We start from the raw sequence: 21,710 nt of genomic DNA, 5'->3' as shown, positions 1-21,710 counted from the left end.
GGGCAATTTGTCAAAAGGGATACCGACTCGTTACTTGACGAAGGTATCTCTTTTTATTTTGGTAGGAAGCTGCATGCAGGAAAATGCAGAAAAAGAAAGCGTTTTACAAAAATCTTTTAATGAGCAAAAAAATCGTGTAAACTAGAAGTATAATGAGAAATCAATCAGTTGCTTTGTCCCTTTTGCAGACCCCCAAAGAAATGGAGGCCTTTTTGTATGAACTTTTTACGACGTTGGACCATTAGTAATCACCTTTTTTATGCATTGAAGATTGGTATTGGTAGTGCTGTTTCGATTTATTTGGCAGAGCTGTTGCAATTGGAGTCTTCTTCATCTGCTGGGATTATCACCTTATTGACTATCGCCGGTACTAAGACGGAGACCTTTCGACTGGGAGTGAATCGCATTGCGACCTTTTTTGCGACGGTGGTGTTGTGCTGGGTGATCCATTTGCTAGTTGGACCGGAATGGATTGGTTATGGAATCGTGATGGTGATTGTGACTTTCTTTTTGAGTCTGCGCAGTTTGCTGACGACGCTTTCAGTCAATGCAGTTTTTGTCAGTCATTTTCTTCGTAACCCTGAGCAAAATATTACTTCTGAACTGGTACTCAATGAGTTAATGCTTTTGCTAATTGGTTTGCTGATTGCCGTTTTGGCAAACTACTTTCAAAATTATGAAAGTCAAAAGCGCTACTTGGATCAGGCCGCAGCGCTTACTGAAGCGAAAATGCGTGCGATTTTTATGAAGCTTTCGGAATATTTAAAGGATCCGGAAGTAAACAATCAAGTATGGGAAGATATTATTCAATTGGAAAAAAATATTCTTTTGCATACCAAATCGGCCTTTCAATATCAGCAAAACCGGCTACCGAACATGGATAATTACTATGTTGATTATTTTGAAATGCGTCTGCAACAGTGTAGTGTTCTCCATAATCTACACTACGAAATGAAAAAAATCCGCGTATTTCAAAGTGATTCACAGATTATCGCTGGCTTTTTGGACGATATTATCGATCATCTGCCAAAGATGGATGCTCCAGAAAGTCAGTTGGCCAAATTGGATCAGTTGATTTTGCAGATCCAAGAAGAAAACTTGCCAGGCTCCAGAGAAGAGTTTTTAAGTAAAGCGCGGCTGTATCATATCTTGATGGATTTAGAAGAATTCCTGAAGTTCAAACAGCGTTTTGTTGCTGGATTGGCACTTCCACAAGAGTTGCAACGAATACCTCTAGGGTCATAAAAAAGAGTCGAAAAACCAGCCACTACCGAGAAATATGCTCAGGAAGTGGCTGGTTTTTTGTGGCTAAATGTATGTGGCTTATTTACGATAGAGTGCCATCACTTTTTTGATAGCCTCCTGATGCGGTGCTTTGGGGATGATTCGAGCGACATAGGTGATGCCGTCTTTTTCAAAAGACAGATCAGATGCAGTAATATCATCGTTATCGTAGCGGGCAATAAAGTCAGCAACATAGGATTCCTGCATCCAAATGATATCTATTTCTCTGGCGGCAAGTTGATTGGCGAAAACTTGCTGTGATTGTGGATCATCTAGATTAGAGATATCGACTTGGACTTTTTCTTTACCTGCTGGTTTTAATAGATCGTTGTACGCTTTCTCCATTTCCAGAGATATGCCGGCATCTTGATTACTTTCAGTCATGATCTTAACATCAAGGATTACTTCTGTTCGTGAAGCGTAACCAAAATAGACAAAAAGAAGGATGGCAAATGCGACTAAAATACCGATAAAGTATTCTTTATAGGCGTATAAAAAGTAGAGTGCTTTGTCGATTCCCTGTTTTTTTTTGAGTGTTTCTTTAATAATCGGTTTCATAGGCGGGCCACCTTGCTGTTTTTTGCAAATAAAAAAGTTCTTGTAATTAGAATATTATATCACAAGCAAAGGGTAAAAGGGATTTAGCAGTTGTGAAATATTCGGTAAGTCTGTGTCCACCTCGTGAAATTACGAGATGAAATATCTTTAAGAAGGGAGCTTTGTGCTGACAATTTTAGCTCATCAATGATCGTAGAAAAATAAATCGTCGTATCTTTTTGATTGCTTGTCTGTTCAGCGGCAGCACTTTTCGGTACAATTAGCAAAAAGGGGGCGGCAATAAAATGAAGAAAAAATGGCTAATTGCAGTATCCAGCTTGATTATGGGTGGCGTATTGAGCGCTTGTAGTACCGGGAATGATAAGCAGATGGCAGATACTTCCCAGGCAGGGACGACGACTACCAGTGAAGCACAAAAACTACTAGTGACGATTGAAATTAAAGAAGATGGAAAACAGCTGGTTGAAAAAAATATCCAAGTGCCCGTGGGAACTTCGGTGTTTGATGCACTAAAAGACAGCTTTGAAATCAAAGATGATAAAGGGTTTATCACCGAAATTGATGGAAAATCCCAAGACGAAACGGCTGGAAAATACTGGATGTACACTGTTAATGGAGCCGAAGCGACTGTAGGAGCAAAAGATTACGTTCTCAATGACAAGGATACGGTGGTCTTCGAATTAAGTAGTATGTAAGCAGGTTACGACAGCTTTGAATAGGTGGTAAGATGTCTAAGTTTCAAAGTTATTTTACTGTGGCATTTTTATTGGTAACAGCTTTCGGATAACAAGGGTTAAAAGTTGCCGGATTGCCCTTTTCTCAGTAAAATGAAAAAGAAGAGGGGCGTGGAGAACTTGAAATTCAAATTGGGGAAAGAAACGCAGCTTGAAACAGTTGCAATCCGAGTAAAAAACCGAGATGCGATGATCCAGTTTTACCGTGATGTCATTGGCTTTACTCTGAAGCGAGAAGAAAATGAATTAGCCATCATGGGCAATAGTAAAAACAAAAACGAAAGTCTCTGGCTGGAAGAAAGTCCGCGGGCAGAAGACTATTTCGGCGAGGTAAAAAAACTGCGCCGAATCTGTTTGGTGATTCCGTCTGAAGGAGAAATGGCGGATGTTCTAAGTCGGATTGAAGGGGCTGGTTGGCCCATCATTGATGCCTTATATGACGAAGGTGTGATGGGTATCTTGCTAGAGGATCCCGAAGGCAATCAGTTAGAGTTGTACTACGGTGCAAATCAACAGCCGGTGTCAGGTAAGCCTGAGCCGTTGAACCGCAAAAAGTTATTGGCAAAAGCAGCGGGAGAGTTTCCAGTGCTGTCTGATTGTGTCTTTTTTGATAAGCTTCATCTAAATACTGCTGTGTTAGAAGATGAAAGCCGCTTTTTAGCGGAGGTGTTGGGATTTGAAGTACGAGACGAAACAGCTGGCATCCATGTGCTTAATGAAGGGTTATTTCACATTGGCCTTACTGAAGCCCGTGGTGGTACAGTAGAGTTGCCGACAGATAAAGTTCTAGGACTGGACTTTCTAAAATTCCGTCTCAGTCAGGAAGATCTTGAGGCGCTGGCTACTCATTTGGAAGCTCTAGGACAAAGCTTTTATAAAGATAAACGAGGAAGCATCGTGACTGTTTACGATCCTACTGGTCTTGAATGGTGGTTCGTCAGAAAAAAATAATCAGTAAACTGTTGTCGAAAAAACGGCAGCAGTTTATTTGTGCTGCCTCATTTTTGAAACTGTGGAATTTGAGATAGTGGCAGTGGTGTAAAAGATGAGAACAAAGAAAGTGGTCGATTTTTAATAAAGAAGGAAAGAGGACGGTCTTTTGTATAAACAAACACAACAACTGATTATGACTAAACGTCTAAGTGGTATCTATCCCGGCGTGGTATATGGTTTTATTAATCAGCAAGGAGAAGAGGTAAAAGCTCAAGGGCTAGCCCAGGTGTTTCCAACGGAAGAAAAAATGACGCCTAACAAACGTTTTGATGTCGCTTCTCTGACGAAAGTTGTCTGTACGACGACAGTGTTGCTTAAGCTTTGGGAGGCAGGGGCTATCGATTGGGATCACCCTTTGCAACGATATCTTCCGGCATTTAAGAATCAAAGAATCACACTTCGACATCTGCTGACCCATACCTCGGATATTCGGACGTGGATTGCAAATAGAGATCGTTTGTCAGCAGAGGACTTACGCGAGGCATACCTGGCACTAGAACCAGGGAGTAGCTTGGGACAAGTGGTGCAATATACTGATGCGGGGACAATTTTATTGGGATTTATGCTGGAAGAACTTTATCAGCGGCCGGTAATTGAGGTCTTTCGTCAAGAAGTATTGGTGCCTTTGGGGATGGACCATAGCGGATTTCTTCCCGAAAAAGGGGAGCTGACAGATATCGTGCCAACTGAGCGACTATCAAAAAATCAAGTGTTGCGGGGAGTAACGCATGATCCCAAAGCGAGAATTTTAGGAGCACATGCCGGAAATGCTGGGCTTTTCACGGATGTCGAAGATTTGTTGATTTTTTGTCGGATGCTTTTAGCCCACGGAAGAGCAGCGGATGGGCGATCGTATTTACAACCGGAGACAGTGGCACTGCTGCAACAAGACCAGACGCCTAGTGGTCTTGGCCATCGTAGCCTGGGGTGGGACTTGCGCCCAGGTGCATCAAAGAAGGCAACACCTGCTTTGTTTCATACTGGCTATACCGGTACTTTTTTATTAATTGATGTCGCCGTTGGAGAGGCTTTCGTGTTTTTGAGCAATCGCGTTCATCCGACAGACCGTCGAGAAGTTTACTTGAAAGAGCGGGATGAACTTATTGATGTGTACCAAAAAGAACGGGGTGCAGAGTCGTAAAAAAATGTTATAATATCTTCGATCGTGATTAAAACGTTTGCGTCCTGGATCTTTCAGGACGAATTTGAAAGGAGCTTTCTACGTATATGGAACCATTATTTATGAAACCTGTTTTCCAAGAGAAGATTTGGGGCGGAAATAAACTGCATACAGTCTTCAATTTTGAATTGCCCTCTGACAAAATTGGTGAGGATTGGGCGATTTCGGCGCATCCCCACGGTGTTAGTGTGGTGGAGAATGGTGAGTTTGCCGGCAAACAGCTGGATGATCTATGGAAAAATCATCAAGAACTTTTTGGGCATCAATCAGAGCCGGTCTTCCCGCTGTTGATTAAGATTTTGGATGCGGAAGATGATCTTTCTGTCCAAGTCCATCCAGATGATACTTACGGCTTGAAACACGAAGGTGAGCTTGGTAAAACAGAATGTTGGTATATCATCGATGCTGAACCAGGAGCAGAGATTATTTATGGTCATCATGCCCAAACCCGAGAAGAATTGGCAGAAATGATCAATGACGGTCGTTGGGATGATTTGTTGACGAGAGTACCTGTTAAAAAAGGTGATTTCTACTATGTACCATCAGGAACAATCCACGCGATTGGCAAAGGAATCATGATTTTAGAGACTCAACAAAGTTCTGATACGACTTATCGGGTCTACGACTATGATCGAACAGACGATCAGGGCAATCCGCGGGAATTGCATATCCAACAGTCAATCGATGTTACCACCGTTCCAGCGCTGACACCAGAAACCAATGTGACTGAAGTGAAACACGGTTCGTCAGCTGTTGTGACTTATTTGAAGACTGATTTCTTTAACGTCTACGAATGGCAAGTCCGTGGTTCATTGGATTTGAAAGCTGGCGCGGCTTATACGCTAATGACTGTGATTGATGGCTTTGGCAAGCTGATTGTAGACAACAAGAGCTATGACATGGCCAAAGGAACCAGCTGTATCATTCCAAACGGCATCAGCCAATGGCGAGTAGAAGGTGATTGCGATATTATCGCTTCTGAACCAGGCACTAAAGAGTAAACAGAGCTTCTGAACAGTAAATAAAACGTCTCAGTACCGCAAGCTTTCAACAAGCGGTACTGAGACGTTTTTGTTTGGTATAAGGTCATTTAAAAGCTGACAATCAATCTTCTGAAGGGCCTTTTTTAGAACGGGTCAAAATCAGCATGTAGTGGACAAAGGCAATGGCAGACGCGATGGCTAGTGTCATGAATACTGGGTCCCAACCAATCTCTCCTTTTGTGACCAGTTGATAAATCAGGAGCAGAGCCAGCGCAGCGAACAACAAATAATACAAGTAGGGTAGGATCCGTATTTTCATTTTGAGCACTCCTTTCTGCTGGAAGAGCAGTCGGCAAGTTCAACTATCAGATACAAATACAGGGACTCTTTCCTCAAGTTTATTATAAACGCTAATGCATAAAAAAAGAAACGATGGCCCCCGACAAGTCGTTGTAAGGAGCCGGCGTTTCGGCAAAATTCAAGAATATTTTTTGACGGAGTCGCTAGCGTTGTGGAAATAACGTAGAACCGCTACTAGGATGAAAAGCAACAGGATCAGTAGAAAAGCTGCTGCTAGTTGGGAGCCTAAAATTGTTCCGTTGCGGTAGTCCGCAGAATGGTGCTGGACTTGATTGATGATGGTCGCAGCAATGGCTGTAGAAACTGCACCGGAAAACTGCTGGAGCGTATTGAAAATCGCATTGCCGTCGGTGTATTGCGATTGCTCAATGGCGTTCATCCCGGTAGTCATCATGTTGCTATAGGATAAGCCGATTCCAATCATATAAAAAACGTGTCCTGCCACAAAGCCAGCTAAAAGCGGCCATTGCAAAAATAGCGTCAATGCTAGCCAACCGATTGCAGCCAGTAAAAGACCGATAGTAATCGGCTTTTTCGCACCGATAGTATCCAACAATCGTCCGGACAACGGAGCTAAAATCGCCCCGGTAGCTGCCCCGGGTAACATCATCAAACCGGCTACAAAGGCATCCTTACCCATGACAATCTGAACGTAATTCGGCAAGATAAAGCTGATTCCCAAAAGCAGAAACTGACACACGAGAAAGCCAGCCAAAAAGAGCCGGTAGCTGCTGTTTTTCAAAACTTCCAGTCGAATAAGCGGTTCTTTAGCGGTACGGGAGCGGCGGTAAAAGAGATAAAAGCCCGCGATTCCTACCAGCAGTGCTATCATTCCGGAGACCGAAGTGATTTGATCCAAGAACAGCAGAAAACCGCTAAACATCAATGTGATTCCTGCCAAGCTTATCCAATCCAGCGTGCCGCCACCAACAGCCGGCATCTCGGGAATGGCTTTGAGACCAAGAATCAAAGAAATAAATAATACCGGAATCAAAAACAAAAAGATATAGTTCCAGCCCGTCGTTGAAGTGAGAATCCCGCCATAAGTAGGACCGATAGCCGGGGCAATGGAGGTCGTCAAATTACCCACGCCAATCATTGCTCCCCGTTTTTCTATAGGGGAGTAAGTCAAAATGATATGGAACATCAATGGCAAGGCGATCCCCGTACTGATTCCTTGCGCCAAGCGTCCCAAGAGGAGAATTGCAAAACTAGGAGAAAGAAAGTCAATCAGCAAGCCGGCGATGAAAAAGAGATTAGCGGCTAAAAACAAGCGGCGCAAAGAAAAGTGTTTCAGTAAATAAGTCGACAAAGGGACGATCACAGAAATCACCAGTAGATAAATCGTGGTGACCCATTGGACTTGTCCGGTGGTAATCCCGAATTCAGTTATCAGTGTCGGGAAGGTGACATTCATGGCGGTTTCGATCAGAACACCGGCAAAAGACATGATTCCAGTAGCCAGGACCGCCAATAATAATTGTGGTTTTTTGTGCATCAGTTTCACTTCCGTTGATTCAAATTTCGTACGATCTGGTATGAACCAGCAGACAAAAAAAGAGAGAGTGGTTTCTATTTTCATAGAAACCGCCTCTCTCTCGACATCGCCTCAAGACAAGGGGATGTTATCTGTACGATTACGTTTGCTATTCTATTAAATTTTTCGGAGTTGGTCAAGAAAGAGTCAACTTTTTTTGAAAACTTTCCGAAAAAGGAAGCTTTTTTTACGGGTGCGGCCGTTCTTTAGCTGGAGCCAGCTATTCCGTCAAAAAATGGCAAGCAGCTCAGCCCCTTGCTTCATTATCCAGGGTCACTCTTTTTCATTTTGGATGACTGTTTCTCGGACAATTAATTTATGAGGGACGATGACTTTGATACCATCTGTCAGCTGGTGATTGATCTGATCCATCAGTTTCTGGGTAGCTAATTTTCCCAAGCGAGCGACATCCACGTCGATGCTGGTGATATAAGGATGAGTTAAAGTGGAAAAGATGGAGTTATTGAAGCTGATGACTGACAGATCATCAGGTACCTTATAGCCATACATGTTGGCCAACTGCATGATACGAACGGCAAATAAATCATCGATGACCACTAGGGCCGTGGGACGATCTTTTTTGAGGATTTCTTCAAAAAAGACGAAATCAGCCGGTTCTTCAAATTTGACGGCTGGATATGTTGGTAAACCAGCCATCATCAGCGCTTTTTGATAGCCAAAGTAACGCTCAAAGTAGAGATTTTCCCGAGTAGTATTAGTGGCAAATAAAATCCGCTGGTGGCCTCGTTGAATCAAAAACTCTGCCGCTTGCTTGCCTAAAAGCTGGTTGTCATTGTCTACAAAAACAATTTTTTCTTCATGCTTGTAGGGTTGTCCAATCAATGTGAAGGGAATCTTATGGGTAAACAAGTAGTCAATGACTGGGTCGTGATTGTCGGAATACGTCAAAATAAACCCGTCCACTTGTTTTTGCAAATGCATGCGCGTGACGTTGGCCAGTAAAGTCTCAAAATCCGGTGCGGAGGCGACTGCCACCGACATTTGGAAAAGACTGGCCTCTTCGTTAATGGCTTCGATAGTTTCCAGATAAAAGGGGTTACCTAGCCGTTCTTTCGTGTCTAGCGGTGGTAAGATGACCCCAATGGAGCTGGCTTGTTGCTTACCTAAGTTGCGGGCGGCAACATTGGGAACATAGCCCATCTCCTCCATCACTTTGCGGACCTTGCGCTTGGTCTCTTCGGAAATACTAGGATGGTCATTGATTACCCGTGAGACCGTGGAAGTTGCAACGCCGGCTTTTTTTGCAACATCTTTAACGGTGATGCTCATGAAACTTCACCTCTTTTCAACATGTTTCTGAAGGTTCCCGTTGAAGTGACGGGAGTGGAAAAATGGGAAGGAAGAGGCTCGTCAATGCCTGTTTGAGGGCAAATGGGGGCGTTTTCGCTTCCAAACTCTTTTAATAATAGCAAAACCTGTGACAAGTTACTACTGCAACGAGAAATAATCTTTGGTGTTCGTTGATCTAAAAAAGTAGTAAAAAAGAGCAGCGCAACGTCCGTAATATGAAAATGAGGATACCGATCAATCTAGCAACCTGCTAAAAGAGGATCGGTATCTCTCGGTGTTAAGCGTGCTTATTTTTCACCTGAATGCTGTCAGTTAAAGTCATTTTTTCGTCGTACAGACGCAGCTCCAAGGAGTCGCCGGTGACCAGCTTCAGACTGATTTCATCTGCTGAGACTTTGACGAATAAAAGCCGTCCACGATAGTTGACGTGGAAGCTGTAACCAGACCAGGCTTTCGGTAAGAATGGTGCAAAACGCAACTGACCATTGTCGGTTTTCATTTGAGCAAAGCCTTGAACGATAGCCAACCAACTGCCGGTCATGGAGGTGATGTGCAGGCCGTCTTCTGTATCATTGTTGTAGTTGTCCAAATCGAGACGAGCGGTGCGTTCGTACATTTCCATCGCCTTGTCTTCCATTCCCAAATCAGCTGCCAAAATTGCGTGGACAGAGGCGGAAAGGGAAGATTCATGGACAGTCATAGGTTCATAGAATTCATAGTTGCGGCGCTTTTCTTCTTCTGTGAATTCATGGCTCAAGAAGTAAAGACCCTGCATGACGTCTGCTTGTTTGATAAAGCAGGAGCGTAGGATATGATCCCAAGACCAATGCTGATTCAAAGGCAGTTCAGAAGGATCAAGCTCACTCACTGGCATCAAGTCTTTGTCTAGGAAGGTATCGTGTTGAACGAAAATTCCCAATTCAGTATCTTCTGGGAAGTACATATTATCAATGATATCTTGCCATTTGGCTTGTTCTTCTTCTGAGATGTCCACAGTGGTGACTGCTTTGAATTTATTGTAGTTTTCCAACGTGTAACGCAAGACCCAGGTAGCCATGGTGTTGGTGTACCAGTTGTTGTTAACGTTGTTCTCATATTCGTTGGGACCAGTGACACCGTGAATCATGTAGAGTCCTTTACGTTTAGAAAAATGGACCCGATCTGCCCAAAAGCGAGAAATCGCTGTCAAAACTTCCAACCCTTCTTTTTGGATGTAGCTTTCATCACCAGTGTAGTTGGTGTAATTGTAGATAGCATAGGCGATGGCACCATTTCGATGAATTTCTTCAAAGGTGATCTCCCATTCGTTGTGGCATTCAATTCCGGTAAAGGTTACCATTGGATACAATGCCCCTTTTAGCCCTTGTTTGCCGGCATTGATGTGAGCTTGTGGCAATTGGTTGTGACGGTACTTCAACAGATTGCGGGTCACGTTAGGCTCAGATAGCGCCAAGTAAAGTGGAACCGCATAAGCTTCGGTATCCCAATAGGTGGCACCACCGTATTTTTCGCCAGTGAAACCTTTAGGACCGATGTTTAACCGCTCATCTTCACCATAGTAAGTAGAGAAGAGTTGGAACAAGTTGAAACGAATCGCTTGTTGGCCGGCAGGATCGCCATCAATTACCACATCAGCCAATTCCCAGCGTTTTTGCCAAGCGACTTGTTGTTCGGTTTTCAAAGTGTCATAGTCTGCGCTGTACTCAGCAAACAGCTCTTGAACTTTGGTCACTTGCTGATCGGGTTCAATATCGCGGCTAGTAACGATTATGACCTTTTTCACCAGGCTGACAGTTTCACCAGCCTTAGCATTCAAGGTGAAGGTCTCGCTGACTTTCAAAGGGAATTTTTCATAGTGACCGCCAGTTATGTCATGTTGCATTGCAGCCGTTACAGTGAAACGATCAATCCCAAAATTGTTGGGAATTGTCCGCACAGTCAAGTAATCAAAGGCTTGTTCTTGTCCGGCAGCAATCTCTTCCCAAAATAATTCATCATAATTGCTGTCTTCATTGGTTACGTGAGAATCTAATTTGCTGGTGACTAAGATTTCAGCAGCGCCTGTTAGGACCTCTGCTTCTAAGCGGATGATTCCCAACTCTTTTTTCACAATGGATAAGAAACGCTGGAAGGTAAAGCGAACTTTCGTGTCGTCGAATGTGACGGTGAAATTGCGGGTCAAAATCCCTGACTGCATATCCAACTCCATGTAAAAGTCTTCGTAAGGGACTTTAGCCAAATCAATGACATGACCATTCACTGCGATATCCATGGCGATGAAATTCACTGCGTTGATGACTTTGCCGAAATAGTCCGGATAACCGTTTTTCCACCAGCCAACTCGAGTTTTGTCTGGATACCAGACACCAGCGAGATACGTGCCCAGATGATGATCGCCGGAATAACTTTCTTCAAAGTTGCCTCGCATTCCCATATAGCTGTTGCCGATAGCCGTCAGTGACTCTTGCAGCCGCCGATTTTCTTTGTCTAAGGTTGTCGTAGCGATCTTCCAAGGATCGATGTCGAATAAACGTTTAATCTGATTCATAAATTTACCTCCTGCGCTTGCGCTGTTTTCGGTGGCAGTGGCTGTAAAGGCCGCTGTCGGAGCGAACTTTGTTTTCTTTCTTCTCCATAATAAACGCAATCGATTGCATTAGTCAAGTGGCTTGTTGCGAAAGGCGTTGCAAAAATAGTAAAAATAAAGAGGTTGCTATCAGAAAGACAGATGTTCAAAGGAAAAGCTGCCCTTAAAAATACAGGGAACAGATATAGGAATATTTTACAACATCAGAATGAGATAGTGTAGGTAAAATAATTTGACGGAACCGATTGCGCAAAACAGACTTATTTTGTGCAAATTCTTAGCCTCTGGTATGATAAGAAGGCGCAGAAAAGCTAAAGCCTGTATTTGCTTGATTGTTGGGGGAGAAGACTAGATTAAGCAATACTTTGCGGAGATCAGCTTGCAAAGACATGTAGCCTGAAATAACGCTCTAGGAAAGGGATATGTATGAAAATATTGACATTGAATTGTTACAGCTTAGTGGAAAATGAAGGGACCCAGCAAGTAGCGGATCTTTCAAAAAAAATTGCGGAAGAACAATATGATTTGATTGCACTGCAAGAGGTTAACCAGACCTTTGATGCCCACGCTGCGGTGTTGGACGGCTTCTTTTGCCCGCCTACGACAGATCAGCCAGTAAAAGAGGATAATTTTGCCCTGCAGTTGATTGAAGCACTCCAGATTTTGGATCTGGAATATTATTGGACCTGGGCGTATACCCACGTAAGCTATGGCCGCTTTGAAGAAGGAGTGGCATTGCTGAGTAAAGCACCCTTGATTGCAGCTGACCATTCGGTAGCTCCAATTGCGCATTCTAATCCAGCCACAGACAACGTCCGCCGCATCCTCATCGGTTTGACGGAAGCTGATGGAGAATTGGTTCGCTTGGTCAGCACGCATTACAACTGGTGGGATCGGGGATTTGCCGAAGAATGGCAACGGACAGAAGAATTGTTGTCCGCGTCTGAAAGTAGCGGAAGTGACTATCCGCTAATTCTTTGTGGTGACTTCAATCAGCCGGCAGAAACACTTGGCTATCAATTGGTGCAAAAATCACAGCTGGAGCTGCAAGATGCCTTTTTGACTGCTACTCAGGTGACCGGAGGAACGGCTACCATTCCTGGAGCTATCAACGGTTGGAATGACAGTCCTTCACCCAAGCGAATCGACTATGTCTGGCTGTCTCCCAGCTTTAGCGTGGCTGCTTATTCGGTAACTTTTGATGGGAAAAATGGCGTACAAGTCAGCGACCATTTTGGCATCACGGTCACAGCGACACTGGAAGATTAGCGATTTGACAGGCAAAAAATCCGATTTTGTCAGTGTTTAAAAGTGTAATTTGTAACAATAAAAGACAAGCAGCTTCCACCGTTTCTTAATGGAGTTGCTTGTCTTTTTATTGTGGTTCATAGTTGGTAGTGTTCACTTTGGAAGCCGTGCAAGAGGAATGCCACCACAGTGAATGGTGCTATTTTATTGTTCCGGTCCACTGACGGCTTGTTGCGTTTTGTCAGCAATTGCATCGTATGTTGGCAGGTCTGTCAGATTGTCGGCGCCGTATTTTTTCTCCAGCGCGGTTTTCAATAGGCGATAAGCCAAAATTTCGTTTCGTGCCAGGATCGGCCCGTGGAAGTAGGAACCGTAGACGTTTTTGTAGATGACGCCTTCAGAACTATCTTCATTGTTATTGCCATGCCCTTGTTGGACTTTACCTAAAGGGCGTTCGCCGTCACCTAAAAAGGTGCGGCCGTTATGGTTTTCAAAGCCGTAATAGGTTTCGTTGAATTCTTCGTTATGGATCACAATATCACCGATGTAGCGATTGTTGTCTTGACTCAGTGTGTAGTGATCCAGTGCGCTGATGCCAGGGATTTTTTCACCACCAGCACCCATGTAATAGTGGCCCAACAGCTGATAGCCCCCACAAATCGCCAGCATGACCCCTTCGTTTTCGATATAACGGGTGATGGCTTCTTTTTTATCTTGAATGTCCTCAGAAACGATCAGCTGTTCAAAATCTTGACCGCCACCGAAAAAGACCAGGTCGTATTTGTCAGCATCAAACTCTTGATGAATACTGACAATTTCCGTGGTGAGGGCAATCCCCATTTTTTTTGCAAGGTAGCCAAGCATTAACAGGTTGCCATTGTCTCCGTATGTGTTTAATAAATTACCGTAAAGATGTGCCAGATGCAGCTCGTATTTAGCCACGATCCATGCCTCCTTTGATATACCCTTTATCTGCCAGTTTTTTGCGTAGCTGTAAGACAGCGGTGTAAGTTGCTAAGATATAAACGTGTTCGGTTGGCAGTGTGGGAATTGCTGTGATAACGGCATCCAAATCGGGGATTTCCGTCAATTTGTCCTGTGAAATACCAGCGACTTTCAACCGCAGCGCCATATCTGTATGACGATCGCCACCGGCAATAACCGCAGGAATATTCATATCAGCGAATGCCTCGTGATTGCCGTCCCAAATCCAACTGACATCCACGCCGTCAGCATAATTGGCATTCAGCAATGCCACCAATGAGAAAGGATATGGGGACAGACCGATCATATCAATCACCTGATTTAGACCAACAGGGTTTTTTACCAGTACCAAAGTACATTTTTTTCCATCAATTTCAATGACTTCTTGGCGTCCAAAAACTTTTTCATCGTAAGCCAGGCCGGCACGGATTTTTTCCGGAGCGACGTCGTACATTTCCGCAACTGCAGTAGCAGCCAATGCATTATAGACATTGTACATGCCGCCGACTTCGATTCCGTATGGCTGACCGTCAATTACAAAATCAGCCGAAGTATTGTCCATAGCAGTCATCGCTGTCAATTTGTAGTCCAGCTCTGGTCGCGCAAACCCACAGTTTGGACAGTAATAATTGCCTAGATTGGCGTAAGTGATCATCTTGTAATGTAGGATGTGATGACAGCGAGGGCACAAGACGCCATCGGTATTGTAATGAGCCAATTGTTCTTTGTCCGGCAGGTGATCGAAACCGTAATACTTGCGAGGGTTCACCGTATCCAAAGAATTGAAGATTGGCGAATCCCCATTGGCTAAGATCGTTGCCGCAGGTGATTTAGCGGCACCTTCAACAATCAGGCGATACGTCGTGTAAATCTCACCGTAGCGGTCCATTTGATCGCGAAAGATGTTGGTAAAGACGAATAGCTCTGGTTTGATGTATTCTGTGACCTTCGACAGACTAGCTTCATCAATCTCAAGAACGGCGAAGTTTTTCTGATTTTTCTTAGGCTTGGCCGATAAAAAGGTGGAGACGATTCCTTGTACCATATTGGCACCAGTGGGATTAGTCAGCACTTCGTCGTATTGCTGTCGCAAAATATTTACCGTTAAAGCAGTAGTGAGGGTTTTGCCGTTGGTGCCGGTAACCACCACTACCTCGTACAAATCAGAATAGTGATCTAAAACTTGCGGATCAATCTTCAGCGCCAGTTTTCCCGGAAAACTGGATCCGCCTTTCATAAATGTCTTTAAAAACCATTGGGCACTTTTGCCGCAAGCAATGGCAATGTGACTACGTAAACTCATACAGGTCGAGCCTCCAATAACGATTGTCAAACGGCGCGTGATTTTTCAATTGGAAAACCACAAGGCAAAAGTGCCGAGGAATTTCTTCATCAAAAACCAGCCGCCTATTATCAGGGATTTCCTGATAAAATTCCAACTTATCATACCATAGGAATAAAAAAACGAAAAATACCTTTGCTGATTCTTTAATTTTTCCTTTGTATCGAAGATGGATTCTGTCATCACGTAGTAAAAGGCGCCTGATGAGAAAAATCTCGCCAGACGCCTGCGTAATCAGCCAATGATGATTTGTTCAGTAGGATATTCGTAACCTAAATCTCGTGTTTCCTTTGGTACAAATAAGAGCAATGTGTACAACATGCCGATTCGCCCGATAAACATTAATGCTGCAATTACGGCTTGCCCCACACTAGAGAGATCACCGGTGATTCCCAGTGAAAGACCAGTGGTTCCAAAAGCCGAGCAGACTTCCACAATGATGGCAATCAGAGGCTGTTCTTCGGTGGCAGTTAAAAAGATAATAGAGAAAAAACACATGCTCATTGACAACATGAAGACGATTACAGACTTGCGGATATCAGCTTCCGGGATACGACGGCCGAAAATATTGATATTGTCTTCACTCTTCAAAAAGGAATACATGTACAAACCGATGATGGCCATTGTCGTTGTTCGAATGCCGCCTCCCACTGAGCTGGGGGAACAGCCGATAAACATCAAGATTGAAAAAATAATTAATGTTGTGACCTGAAAATCGGTGAGGTTATGAATTTGGAGGCCGGCATTACGGGTTGTCATGGAGTAAAAAGCGCTATTGACCCAAGCCCCGAAGCCCGAGAGGCCACTGAAAAGATGATTTTTTTCTAACAGCCAGATAATGACAGTTCCTCCGATAAATAAAATCACAAATGCCAAAACTGCAATCTTGGTGAACAACGAAAAGCGAAATGGCAGGCGCCGAAGTCCTTTTTTGGCTTGAAATTTATAATGAATCCATTCATGGAAATCCATCAATACGGGAAAACCAATGCCACCTAGAAAGATCAAAAACATGATGCAAATCAAAAAGAAATAATCGTTGGCAAAAGGTGTGATGGAATCGCCGGTGACGTCAAAACCGGAGTTAGTCACAGCAGATATGGCTTGATAGAAGCCATAAAAAATAGCATCTCGCCAACTGTGATAGTGACCCCGGAGCATGAAATAAACAGAAAAGAAAATGCCAAAAATCAATTGGGCGGCTAAGAGCATGGAAAAGGTGATGCGAATTAGTCGCACGATTCCCGAAAGCCGGGGCTGATTCATATCCGTCATAATCAGTTGCCGTTGTTTCAGCGTGATCCGTCGCTTGGAGACGATGAAAAAAAACGTGGAAATCATCATAATTCCCAAGCCACCGATTTGAAACAAGACCTCCAGCAAGACGACTCCGTGATCGTTGAACACGCTATTGATGTCAAAGGTAGACAAACCGGTAACCGAAACAGTGGAAATCGCCATAAACAACATATCCATAAAGCTGACTTTGCCATAAGAATCTGCTTCTCTAAAAAAGGGCAGGTAGAACAAAATGAGTGAAATCACAGTCATTAAAACATAATAACTAACGATGATTTGGATAGAACTGACATTGTTGGAGACAAAATGCCGCCATTTGCGGATCTTCAGTTCCCAAAAACGTTTGAAAATATCCATAATAGCTGAACCCTCGAATCTATAGTTGGTAGTGTGCCGGCTGCCCATGAATCTAAAATTATTTACGAGAAAAAAAGAATGCAAACAGTCAAAAAACAGCTGGCTGGCAACACTGTAAAATCTTTCTTAAGTATATCAGAAGAAAAAGGAAATGGTACTTTCAAACAGACGTCATGTTTTCTTCATAAATCCTCGTTATGATACTTTCATACCAACCAAAACCCTTTTTCAAAACTCCATTTTTTCCTTTTTCTCTCTTAAACATTCCTGAGTCGTCGGTGCAAAAAATGCCGATGCTTCAGGAATGTTTTTTTGTGGAACAGATTCTGGCAGAAAAAACATGGTAGGATAGAGAAAAAGAAAAAGGAGACGGTATGGACAAAACACAAGGTGCCTTTACGATTGTGACTGATCAGCAGCTGCGAGTTTTACTAGTCAAACGGCAAGATTTACCGATTTGGGATTTGCCTGGCGGGAAAATGGAAAATGACGAAGAACCTTGGGAGGCGGCACAAAGAGAATTGTTTGAAGAGACGGGGCTCAGAACGGAGCATCTGTTGGTATTAGGACGTTATGAATTTTCCCAGCGAGCTGATCGCCAGTGGCTGTTTATCGCAACGGATGCGACAGGTATGTTACAGGTGCCAAATGAAGAAGTTCGTCAGGCAGGTTATTTTTCGTTACAGCATCTGCCGATAAATCTCGTACCAGAACGGCGGCAGCAGTTGCGAGACTTTGCAGCCGGAGCGGGAGATGTCCGCAAAACATTGACCGATCCTCGCTGGCTTTGCCTATTGAAGAAATTTTTATAAAATCTGTCAGACTGTCTGTTACCAACGGCCACTTGGAAAATAGAGGTTTCTTGCAGGACTTTACAGAAAGTTTCACTATAAAAAAAGGCCGCTTTCCGCTATAATGCTCTAAGAAGAAACTGGAGGTTTGAACATGGCACAATTGTTTTTCAAATATGGCGCGATGAACAGCGGCAAGACCATCGAGATACTGAAGGTCGCACATAATTACGAAGAGCAGGACAAACCGGTAGTAATCATGACTAGCGCGTTGGATACTCGTTCTGGAATGGGCAAGGTTTCCAGTCGAATCGGCTTGGAGCGTCCGGCAATTCCCATATTCGAGGAGACGGATATTTTTCGCATGATTGTTGAGATGGAATACAAGCCTTATTGTGTCCTAATCGATGAAGCTCAATTCCTAAAAAAAGAGCACGTCTTGGCATTTACTCGGATTGTAGACGAATTGGATATTCCGGTGATGGCATTCGGACTGAAAAATGATTTTCGCAATGAACTCTTCGAAGGCTCGCAATATTTGTTGCTGTATGCGGATAAGATTGAAGAGATGAAAACTATCTGTTGGTTCTGCCATAAAAAGGCCAGTATGAATCTCCATTATATCGACGGCCAACCTGTTTATGAGGGGGACCAGGTTCAAATTGGTGGCAATGAAGCCTATTATCCTGTCTGTCGCAAACATTACTTCCACCCGGAAATTAAGGGCCATGACCTAGTCGATCCTAAGAAGGATTGCGCCCATGCCCATCACTAAAAAGATTGACTGCTACTGCAATTTTACTATTTGAATCGATTTGTTGGCGGCTACTCTTTTTCTTTTGCAAAAGGCAGCTGTATCCAATGATCACCTACAGAAAGGAACCCACATGTACGATCAATTACAATCCATCGAAGACCGTTACGAAGAATTAGGGGAGCTGTTGAGCGATCCGGCTGTTATCTCTGACACCAAGCGCTTTATGCAGCTATCAAAAGAAGAAGCAAATACCCGCGAAACGGTAGAAGTCTACCGCCGTTATAAAGAAGTTGTGCAAGGAATCAAAGATGCCGAAGAGCTGCTTGGCGAAAATCTCGATGCCGAGCTGGCCGAGCTGGCAAAAGAAGAGCTTTCCGATCTGAAAAAAGAAAAAGAAGATTTGGAAGAACAGATTAAAATTCTGTTGCTGCCAAAAGATCTCAATGACGACAAAAATATCATCATGGAGATCCGTGGAGCCGCTGGCGGGGATGAAGCAGCTTTATTTGCCGGCGATCTTTTCAACATGTATCAGAAGTATGCCGAGTCTCAAGGTTGGAAAACTGAAGTCATGGATGCCAACGTTACCGGGATTGGCGGCTACAAAGAAGTCATCATGATGATTACCGGCGACAATGTCTATTCCAAACTAAAATATGAATCCGGCGCCCATCGAGTGCAACGCGTTCCTTCAACGGAATCTCAAGGACGAATCCATACCTCTACAGCAACGGTAGTGGTGATGCCGGAAGCCGAAGAAGTCGAGGTGGACATCGAGGACAAAGACATCCGTACTGATATCTACCATGCTTCCGGAGCTGGTGGGCAGCACGTCAACAAGACAGCTTCTGCGGTTCGCTTAACCCACTTACCGACTGGAATCGTTGTAGCGATGCAAGACGAACGTTCTCAGCTGAAAAATCGTGAAAAGGCCATGAAAATCTTGCGAGCACGGGTCTATGACCAAATTCAGCAAGAAGCGCAAAGTGCCTACGACTCAGAACGAAAATCAGCAGTGGGTACAGGGGATCGTTCTGAGCGAATCCGAACTTATAATTTCCCACAAAACCGTGTGACTGATCACCGAATTGGTCTAACGATCCAAAAGTTGGATCAGATTCTAGCCGGCAAAATGGATGAAATCATCGACGCCTTGATTATTTATGATCAAACTGAAAAATTAGCGGAGATGCAAAATGGCTACTAGACCTACCTTGCGAGAAGTCCTTGATAGGGCTTCTTCTTTTTTAGAATCTGTCGGCGTAGAAGGCTACAGTGTGCTATACGTATTTATGGGACGTATGAACTGGACAAAAACAGACTGGTTATTGCAAATGGGACGACAAGCAACTGCTGCTGAAAGCGCGCAGGTTGAAAAAGATACCCGCCAACTGGCTCAGCATATTCCCCCTCAATATTTGCTGGGATGGGAAGAATTTTGCGGACATCGCTTCAAAGTCACTGAAGCTACCTTAATCCCGCGACCGGAAACAGAAGAATTGGTGATGCGGGCGCTAACGGCATTTCCTGATTCTGAAGAGACGAATGCTGTATGGCGTACCATTTCAGGGAAGCCCCCGCTGGTTGTCGACATCGGCACTGGTACCGGAGCCATTGCCATCTCTGTAAAACTGGCTCGTCCCCAGTGGCAAGTGCGGGCCTCAGATATTTCACCGGCAGCGCTTGCGATCGCCAAAGAAAATGCTGCCAGCCTGGGTGCAGATATCGCGTTTTGTTTAGGAGATACATTGGCCCCTTTTTTGACAGAAACAAACACAGAAAAAATCCAATTGCTATTATCAAATCCGCCATATATCTCCAAATCTGAATGGGACTTGATGGATGAAAGTGTTCGTACCTTTGAGCCTAAAATGGCTCTTTTTGCCGACAATAACGGATTGGCTATCTATCAGAAATTAGCCCGGCAGGCACCCAGCATTTTGGCTGAAGACGGACAGATTTTTTTAGAGATTGGTTTTGCGCAAGGTGAAGCTGTTAGAGGCATCTTTCAAGCAGCTTTTCCTCATAAAAGCGTTGAAATCATCAAAGATTTGGCAGGACAAGACCGTATCTTGCATGTGTTTTGATGGGGAAAAAGAAACCGCCTAGCTGTGGAAAAAAACTTTTTTATTTTGTTTCACAGAATCAAAAGGCGATAATAAGAAGTGTTCCACAGAAAAAAGACTTATCAACATGGTTATGCACACTTGACAGATTAGTTGTCCACAGAAAGTGGATAACTACTGCCTGATTGTTGATAAAGTCCGATTCGTTCTGAGAAAGGTTGTGGATAAACTGTGGAAACAAAACGATACGAGGAAGAACAAATCACAGAGGCAGCAGGGATGTTAAAATCTGGCGGCTTGGTAGCATTTCCAACAGAAACAGTCTATGGACTGGGAGCTAATGCGCTTTTGCCAAATGCGGTAGCACAGGTTTTTGAGGTGAAAGGACGGCCGCAAGATAACCCGCTAATCGTCCATGTAGCTGACTTCCAGCAGGTAAACCAATTTGTGGAAAACTTCCATCCTTTGACGGAAAAAATCGTTGAAAATTTCTGGCCAGGGCCGTTAACGTTGATTTTTCCTGTCAAGGAAGGGGCCTTGCCACAGGTAGTCACAGGTGGCTTATCCACAGCCGCCTTTCGTATGCCCGACAGTCCAATGACGTTAGCCTTGATTCGAGAAGCTGGAGTTCCGCTGGTCGGTCCAAGTGCTAATACTTCAGGAAAGCCAAGTCCAACCACCGCTGAACACGTCTTACACGACATGAAAGGGAAAATCAGTGGTGTATTGGATGGAGGGGCCACCGAGATTGGTGTTGAGTCTACTGTGTTAGACCTCAGCACACCAGATGGCATCCCGACTATTTTGCGTCCCGGTGCTATTACTCAGGAAGCTTTGGAAGCTGTCTTAGAAACCCCTATCGCAGTCGATGCTCACTTGGTGAAAGAAAGTGAAACACCCCGTGCGCCAGGCATGAAGTATAAACATTATGCCCCGGATACCCCGGTTTGGATGGTGCGTTCGGAGGATTGGCCGTCAGTTCTCGATTGGATAAAAGCCAGTGGCAAACGAGTCGGTATCATTGCCGGGCCGACAATCTCTGAGCAGATGCGTTACGAGGCCGCAGCCGTATTTATGCTGCCGCAAGATACTGTCGCTCAAGCCGCCAAAGGACTCTTCGCAGGCTTGCGTGCACTAGACGAACCTCAGTTGGGGTTGGATGCTATTTTTGCGGAGACTTTTCCTGAAATCGGTCTAGGTGTCGCCTACATGAATCGACTCAGCAAATCTGCCGCAAAAAGATGGTTTGAAGCGGGAATGAAGGAAAGCAAATGAAAAGACAAACAGCCCCCTGTTGCAGGGGGCTGTTTGTCTGAATTAAATGGTGAGGATGTTATAA

The 21,710-nt window shown here is 44.2% G+C and carries 19 protein-coding genes; 11 read left to right on the top strand and 8 right to left on the bottom strand.

All coding sequences use genetic code 11. The features are described from left to right. Nucleotides 1–216: 216 nt before the first annotated feature. A complete protein-coding gene (locus BAU14_RS06030; protein ID WP_161899186.1) occupies nt 217–1,245 on the top strand; it encodes an aromatic acid exporter family protein in 1,029 nt (342 codons plus the stop codon). Between the two features lie 78 nt (nt 1,246–1,323). Here the strand turns inward: BAU14_RS06030 and BAU14_RS06025 are convergent, their stop codons facing one another. Beyond that, the gene (locus BAU14_RS06025) at nt 1,324–1,842 is read right to left on the bottom strand and encodes a hypothetical protein (protein WP_161899185.1); all 519 of its coding nucleotides are present in this window, start codon (nt 1,840–1,842) and stop codon (nt 1,324–1,326) included. A gap of 284 nt (nt 1,843–2,126) precedes the next feature. On the opposite strand from BAU14_RS06025, the gene BAU14_RS06020 reads away from it, so the two are divergent. The 4 genes from BAU14_RS06020 to manA all read left to right on the top strand — a co-directional run bounded on the left by BAU14_RS06020 (nt 2,127) and on the right by manA (nt 5,750). After that, entirely contained in the window at nt 2,127–2,537 is a 411-nt protein-coding gene (locus BAU14_RS06020; RefSeq protein WP_161899184.1) for a DUF4430 domain-containing protein, read from the top strand. A 159-nt stretch (nt 2,538–2,696) separates the two neighbouring features. Beyond that, nucleotides 2,697–3,527 carry a VOC family protein gene (locus BAU14_RS06015; protein ID WP_202622170.1) on the top strand — a complete coding sequence of 277 codons (831 nt, stop codon included), beginning with the start codon at nt 2,697–2,699 and terminating at the stop codon, nt 3,525–3,527. A 148-nt stretch (nt 3,528–3,675) separates the two neighbouring features. Further along, nucleotides 3,676–4,710 carry a serine hydrolase domain-containing protein gene (locus tag BAU14_RS06010; RefSeq protein WP_202622169.1) on the top strand — a complete coding sequence of 345 codons (1,035 nt, stop codon included), beginning with the start codon at nt 3,676–3,678 and terminating at the stop codon, nt 4,708–4,710. 86 nt (nt 4,711–4,796) lie between these two features. Continuing rightward, the gene (gene manA / locus BAU14_RS06005; RefSeq protein ID WP_161899182.1) at nt 4,797–5,750 is read left to right on the top strand and encodes a mannose-6-phosphate isomerase, class I; all 954 of its coding nucleotides are present in this window, start codon (nt 4,797–4,799) and stop codon (nt 5,748–5,750) included. A 103-nt stretch (nt 5,751–5,853) separates the two neighbouring features. Here manA and BAU14_RS06000 read toward each other — a convergent pair whose 3' ends face one another. From BAU14_RS06000 to BAU14_RS05985, 4 genes are all read right to left on the bottom strand, one after another. Further along, on the bottom strand, nt 5,854–6,051 hold the full coding sequence (locus BAU14_RS06000; RefSeq protein WP_161899181.1) for a hypothetical protein: 198 nt from the start codon (nt 6,049–6,051) through the stop codon (nt 5,854–5,856). 159 nt (nt 6,052–6,210) lie between these two features. Further along, the gene (locus tag BAU14_RS05995; protein ID WP_161899180.1) at nt 6,211–7,590 is read right to left on the bottom strand and encodes an MFS transporter; all 1,380 of its coding nucleotides are present in this window, start codon (nt 7,588–7,590) and stop codon (nt 6,211–6,213) included. A gap of 312 nt (nt 7,591–7,902) precedes the next feature. Continuing rightward, nucleotides 7,903–8,919, bottom strand: a complete 1,017-nt coding sequence (locus tag BAU14_RS05990) for a LacI family DNA-binding transcriptional regulator (RefSeq protein ID WP_161899179.1) — start codon at nt 8,917–8,919, stop codon at nt 7,903–7,905. 298 nt (nt 8,920–9,217) lie between these two features. Then, complete coding sequence (locus BAU14_RS05985) at nt 9,218–11,488, bottom strand: glycoside hydrolase family 65 protein (RefSeq protein WP_161899178.1); 2,271 nt, start codon at nt 11,486–11,488, stop codon at nt 9,218–9,220. A 465-nt stretch (nt 11,489–11,953) separates the two neighbouring features. Between BAU14_RS05985 and BAU14_RS05980 the strand changes: the two genes are divergently transcribed. Then, on the top strand, nt 11,954–12,796 hold the full coding sequence (locus tag BAU14_RS05980) for an endonuclease/exonuclease/phosphatase family protein (RefSeq protein ID WP_161899177.1): 843 nt from the start codon (nt 11,954–11,956) through the stop codon (nt 12,794–12,796). Between the two features lie 183 nt (nt 12,797–12,979). Here the strand turns inward: BAU14_RS05980 and BAU14_RS05975 are convergent, their stop codons facing one another. The 3 genes from BAU14_RS05975 to BAU14_RS05965 form a co-directional block, all read right to left on the bottom strand. Further along, entirely contained in the window at nt 12,980–13,717 is a 738-nt protein-coding gene (locus BAU14_RS05975) for a type 1 glutamine amidotransferase (RefSeq protein ID WP_161899176.1), read from the bottom strand. After that, a complete protein-coding gene (locus tag BAU14_RS05970) occupies nt 13,710–15,062 on the bottom strand; it encodes a Mur ligase family protein (RefSeq protein ID WP_161899175.1) in 1,353 nt (450 codons plus the stop codon). Before BAU14_RS05970 ends, BAU14_RS05975 begins: the two co-directional genes overlap by 8 nt. A gap of 273 nt (nt 15,063–15,335) precedes the next feature. Beyond that, nucleotides 15,336–16,757, bottom strand: a complete 1,422-nt coding sequence (locus BAU14_RS05965) for a TrkH family potassium uptake protein (protein ID WP_161899174.1) — start codon at nt 16,755–16,757, stop codon at nt 15,336–15,338. 374 nt (nt 16,758–17,131) lie between these two features. Here BAU14_RS05965 and BAU14_RS05960 point away from each other — a divergent pair, with 374 nt between their 5' ends. The 5 genes from BAU14_RS05960 to BAU14_RS05940 all read left to right on the top strand — a co-directional run bounded on the left by BAU14_RS05960 (nt 17,132) and on the right by BAU14_RS05940 (nt 21,646). Further along, on the top strand, nt 17,132–17,569 hold the full coding sequence (locus BAU14_RS05960; protein ID WP_161899173.1) for an NUDIX domain-containing protein: 438 nt from the start codon (nt 17,132–17,134) through the stop codon (nt 17,567–17,569). A gap of 133 nt (nt 17,570–17,702) precedes the next feature. Continuing rightward, a complete protein-coding gene (locus BAU14_RS05955) occupies nt 17,703–18,323 on the top strand; it encodes a thymidine kinase (protein ID WP_161899172.1) in 621 nt (206 codons plus the stop codon). 112 nt (nt 18,324–18,435) lie between these two features. Then, the gene (gene prfA / locus BAU14_RS05950; protein WP_161899171.1) at nt 18,436–19,512 is read left to right on the top strand and encodes a peptide chain release factor 1; all 1,077 of its coding nucleotides are present in this window, start codon (nt 18,436–18,438) and stop codon (nt 19,510–19,512) included. Further along, nucleotides 19,502–20,392 carry a peptide chain release factor N(5)-glutamine methyltransferase gene (prmC, locus tag BAU14_RS05945; protein WP_161899170.1) on the top strand — a complete coding sequence of 297 codons (891 nt, stop codon included), beginning with the start codon at nt 19,502–19,504 and terminating at the stop codon, nt 20,390–20,392. Before prfA ends, prmC begins: the two co-directional genes overlap by 11 nt. Before the next feature lie 210 nt (nt 20,393–20,602). Next, on the top strand, nt 20,603–21,646 hold the full coding sequence (locus tag BAU14_RS05940; RefSeq protein WP_161899169.1) for an L-threonylcarbamoyladenylate synthase: 1,044 nt from the start codon (nt 20,603–20,605) through the stop codon (nt 21,644–21,646). Nucleotides 21,647–21,710: the final 64 nt, after the last annotated feature.

Origin of the sequence: Candidatus Enterococcus leclercqii, from assembly GCF_009933135.1 — a bacterium.
Lineage (GTDB): Bacteria > Bacillota > Bacilli > Lactobacillales > Enterococcaceae > Enterococcus_C > Enterococcus_C leclercqii.
Note: the sequence above shows the minus strand (reverse complement) of the source record. Positions and strands in the feature narration are given on the sequence as shown.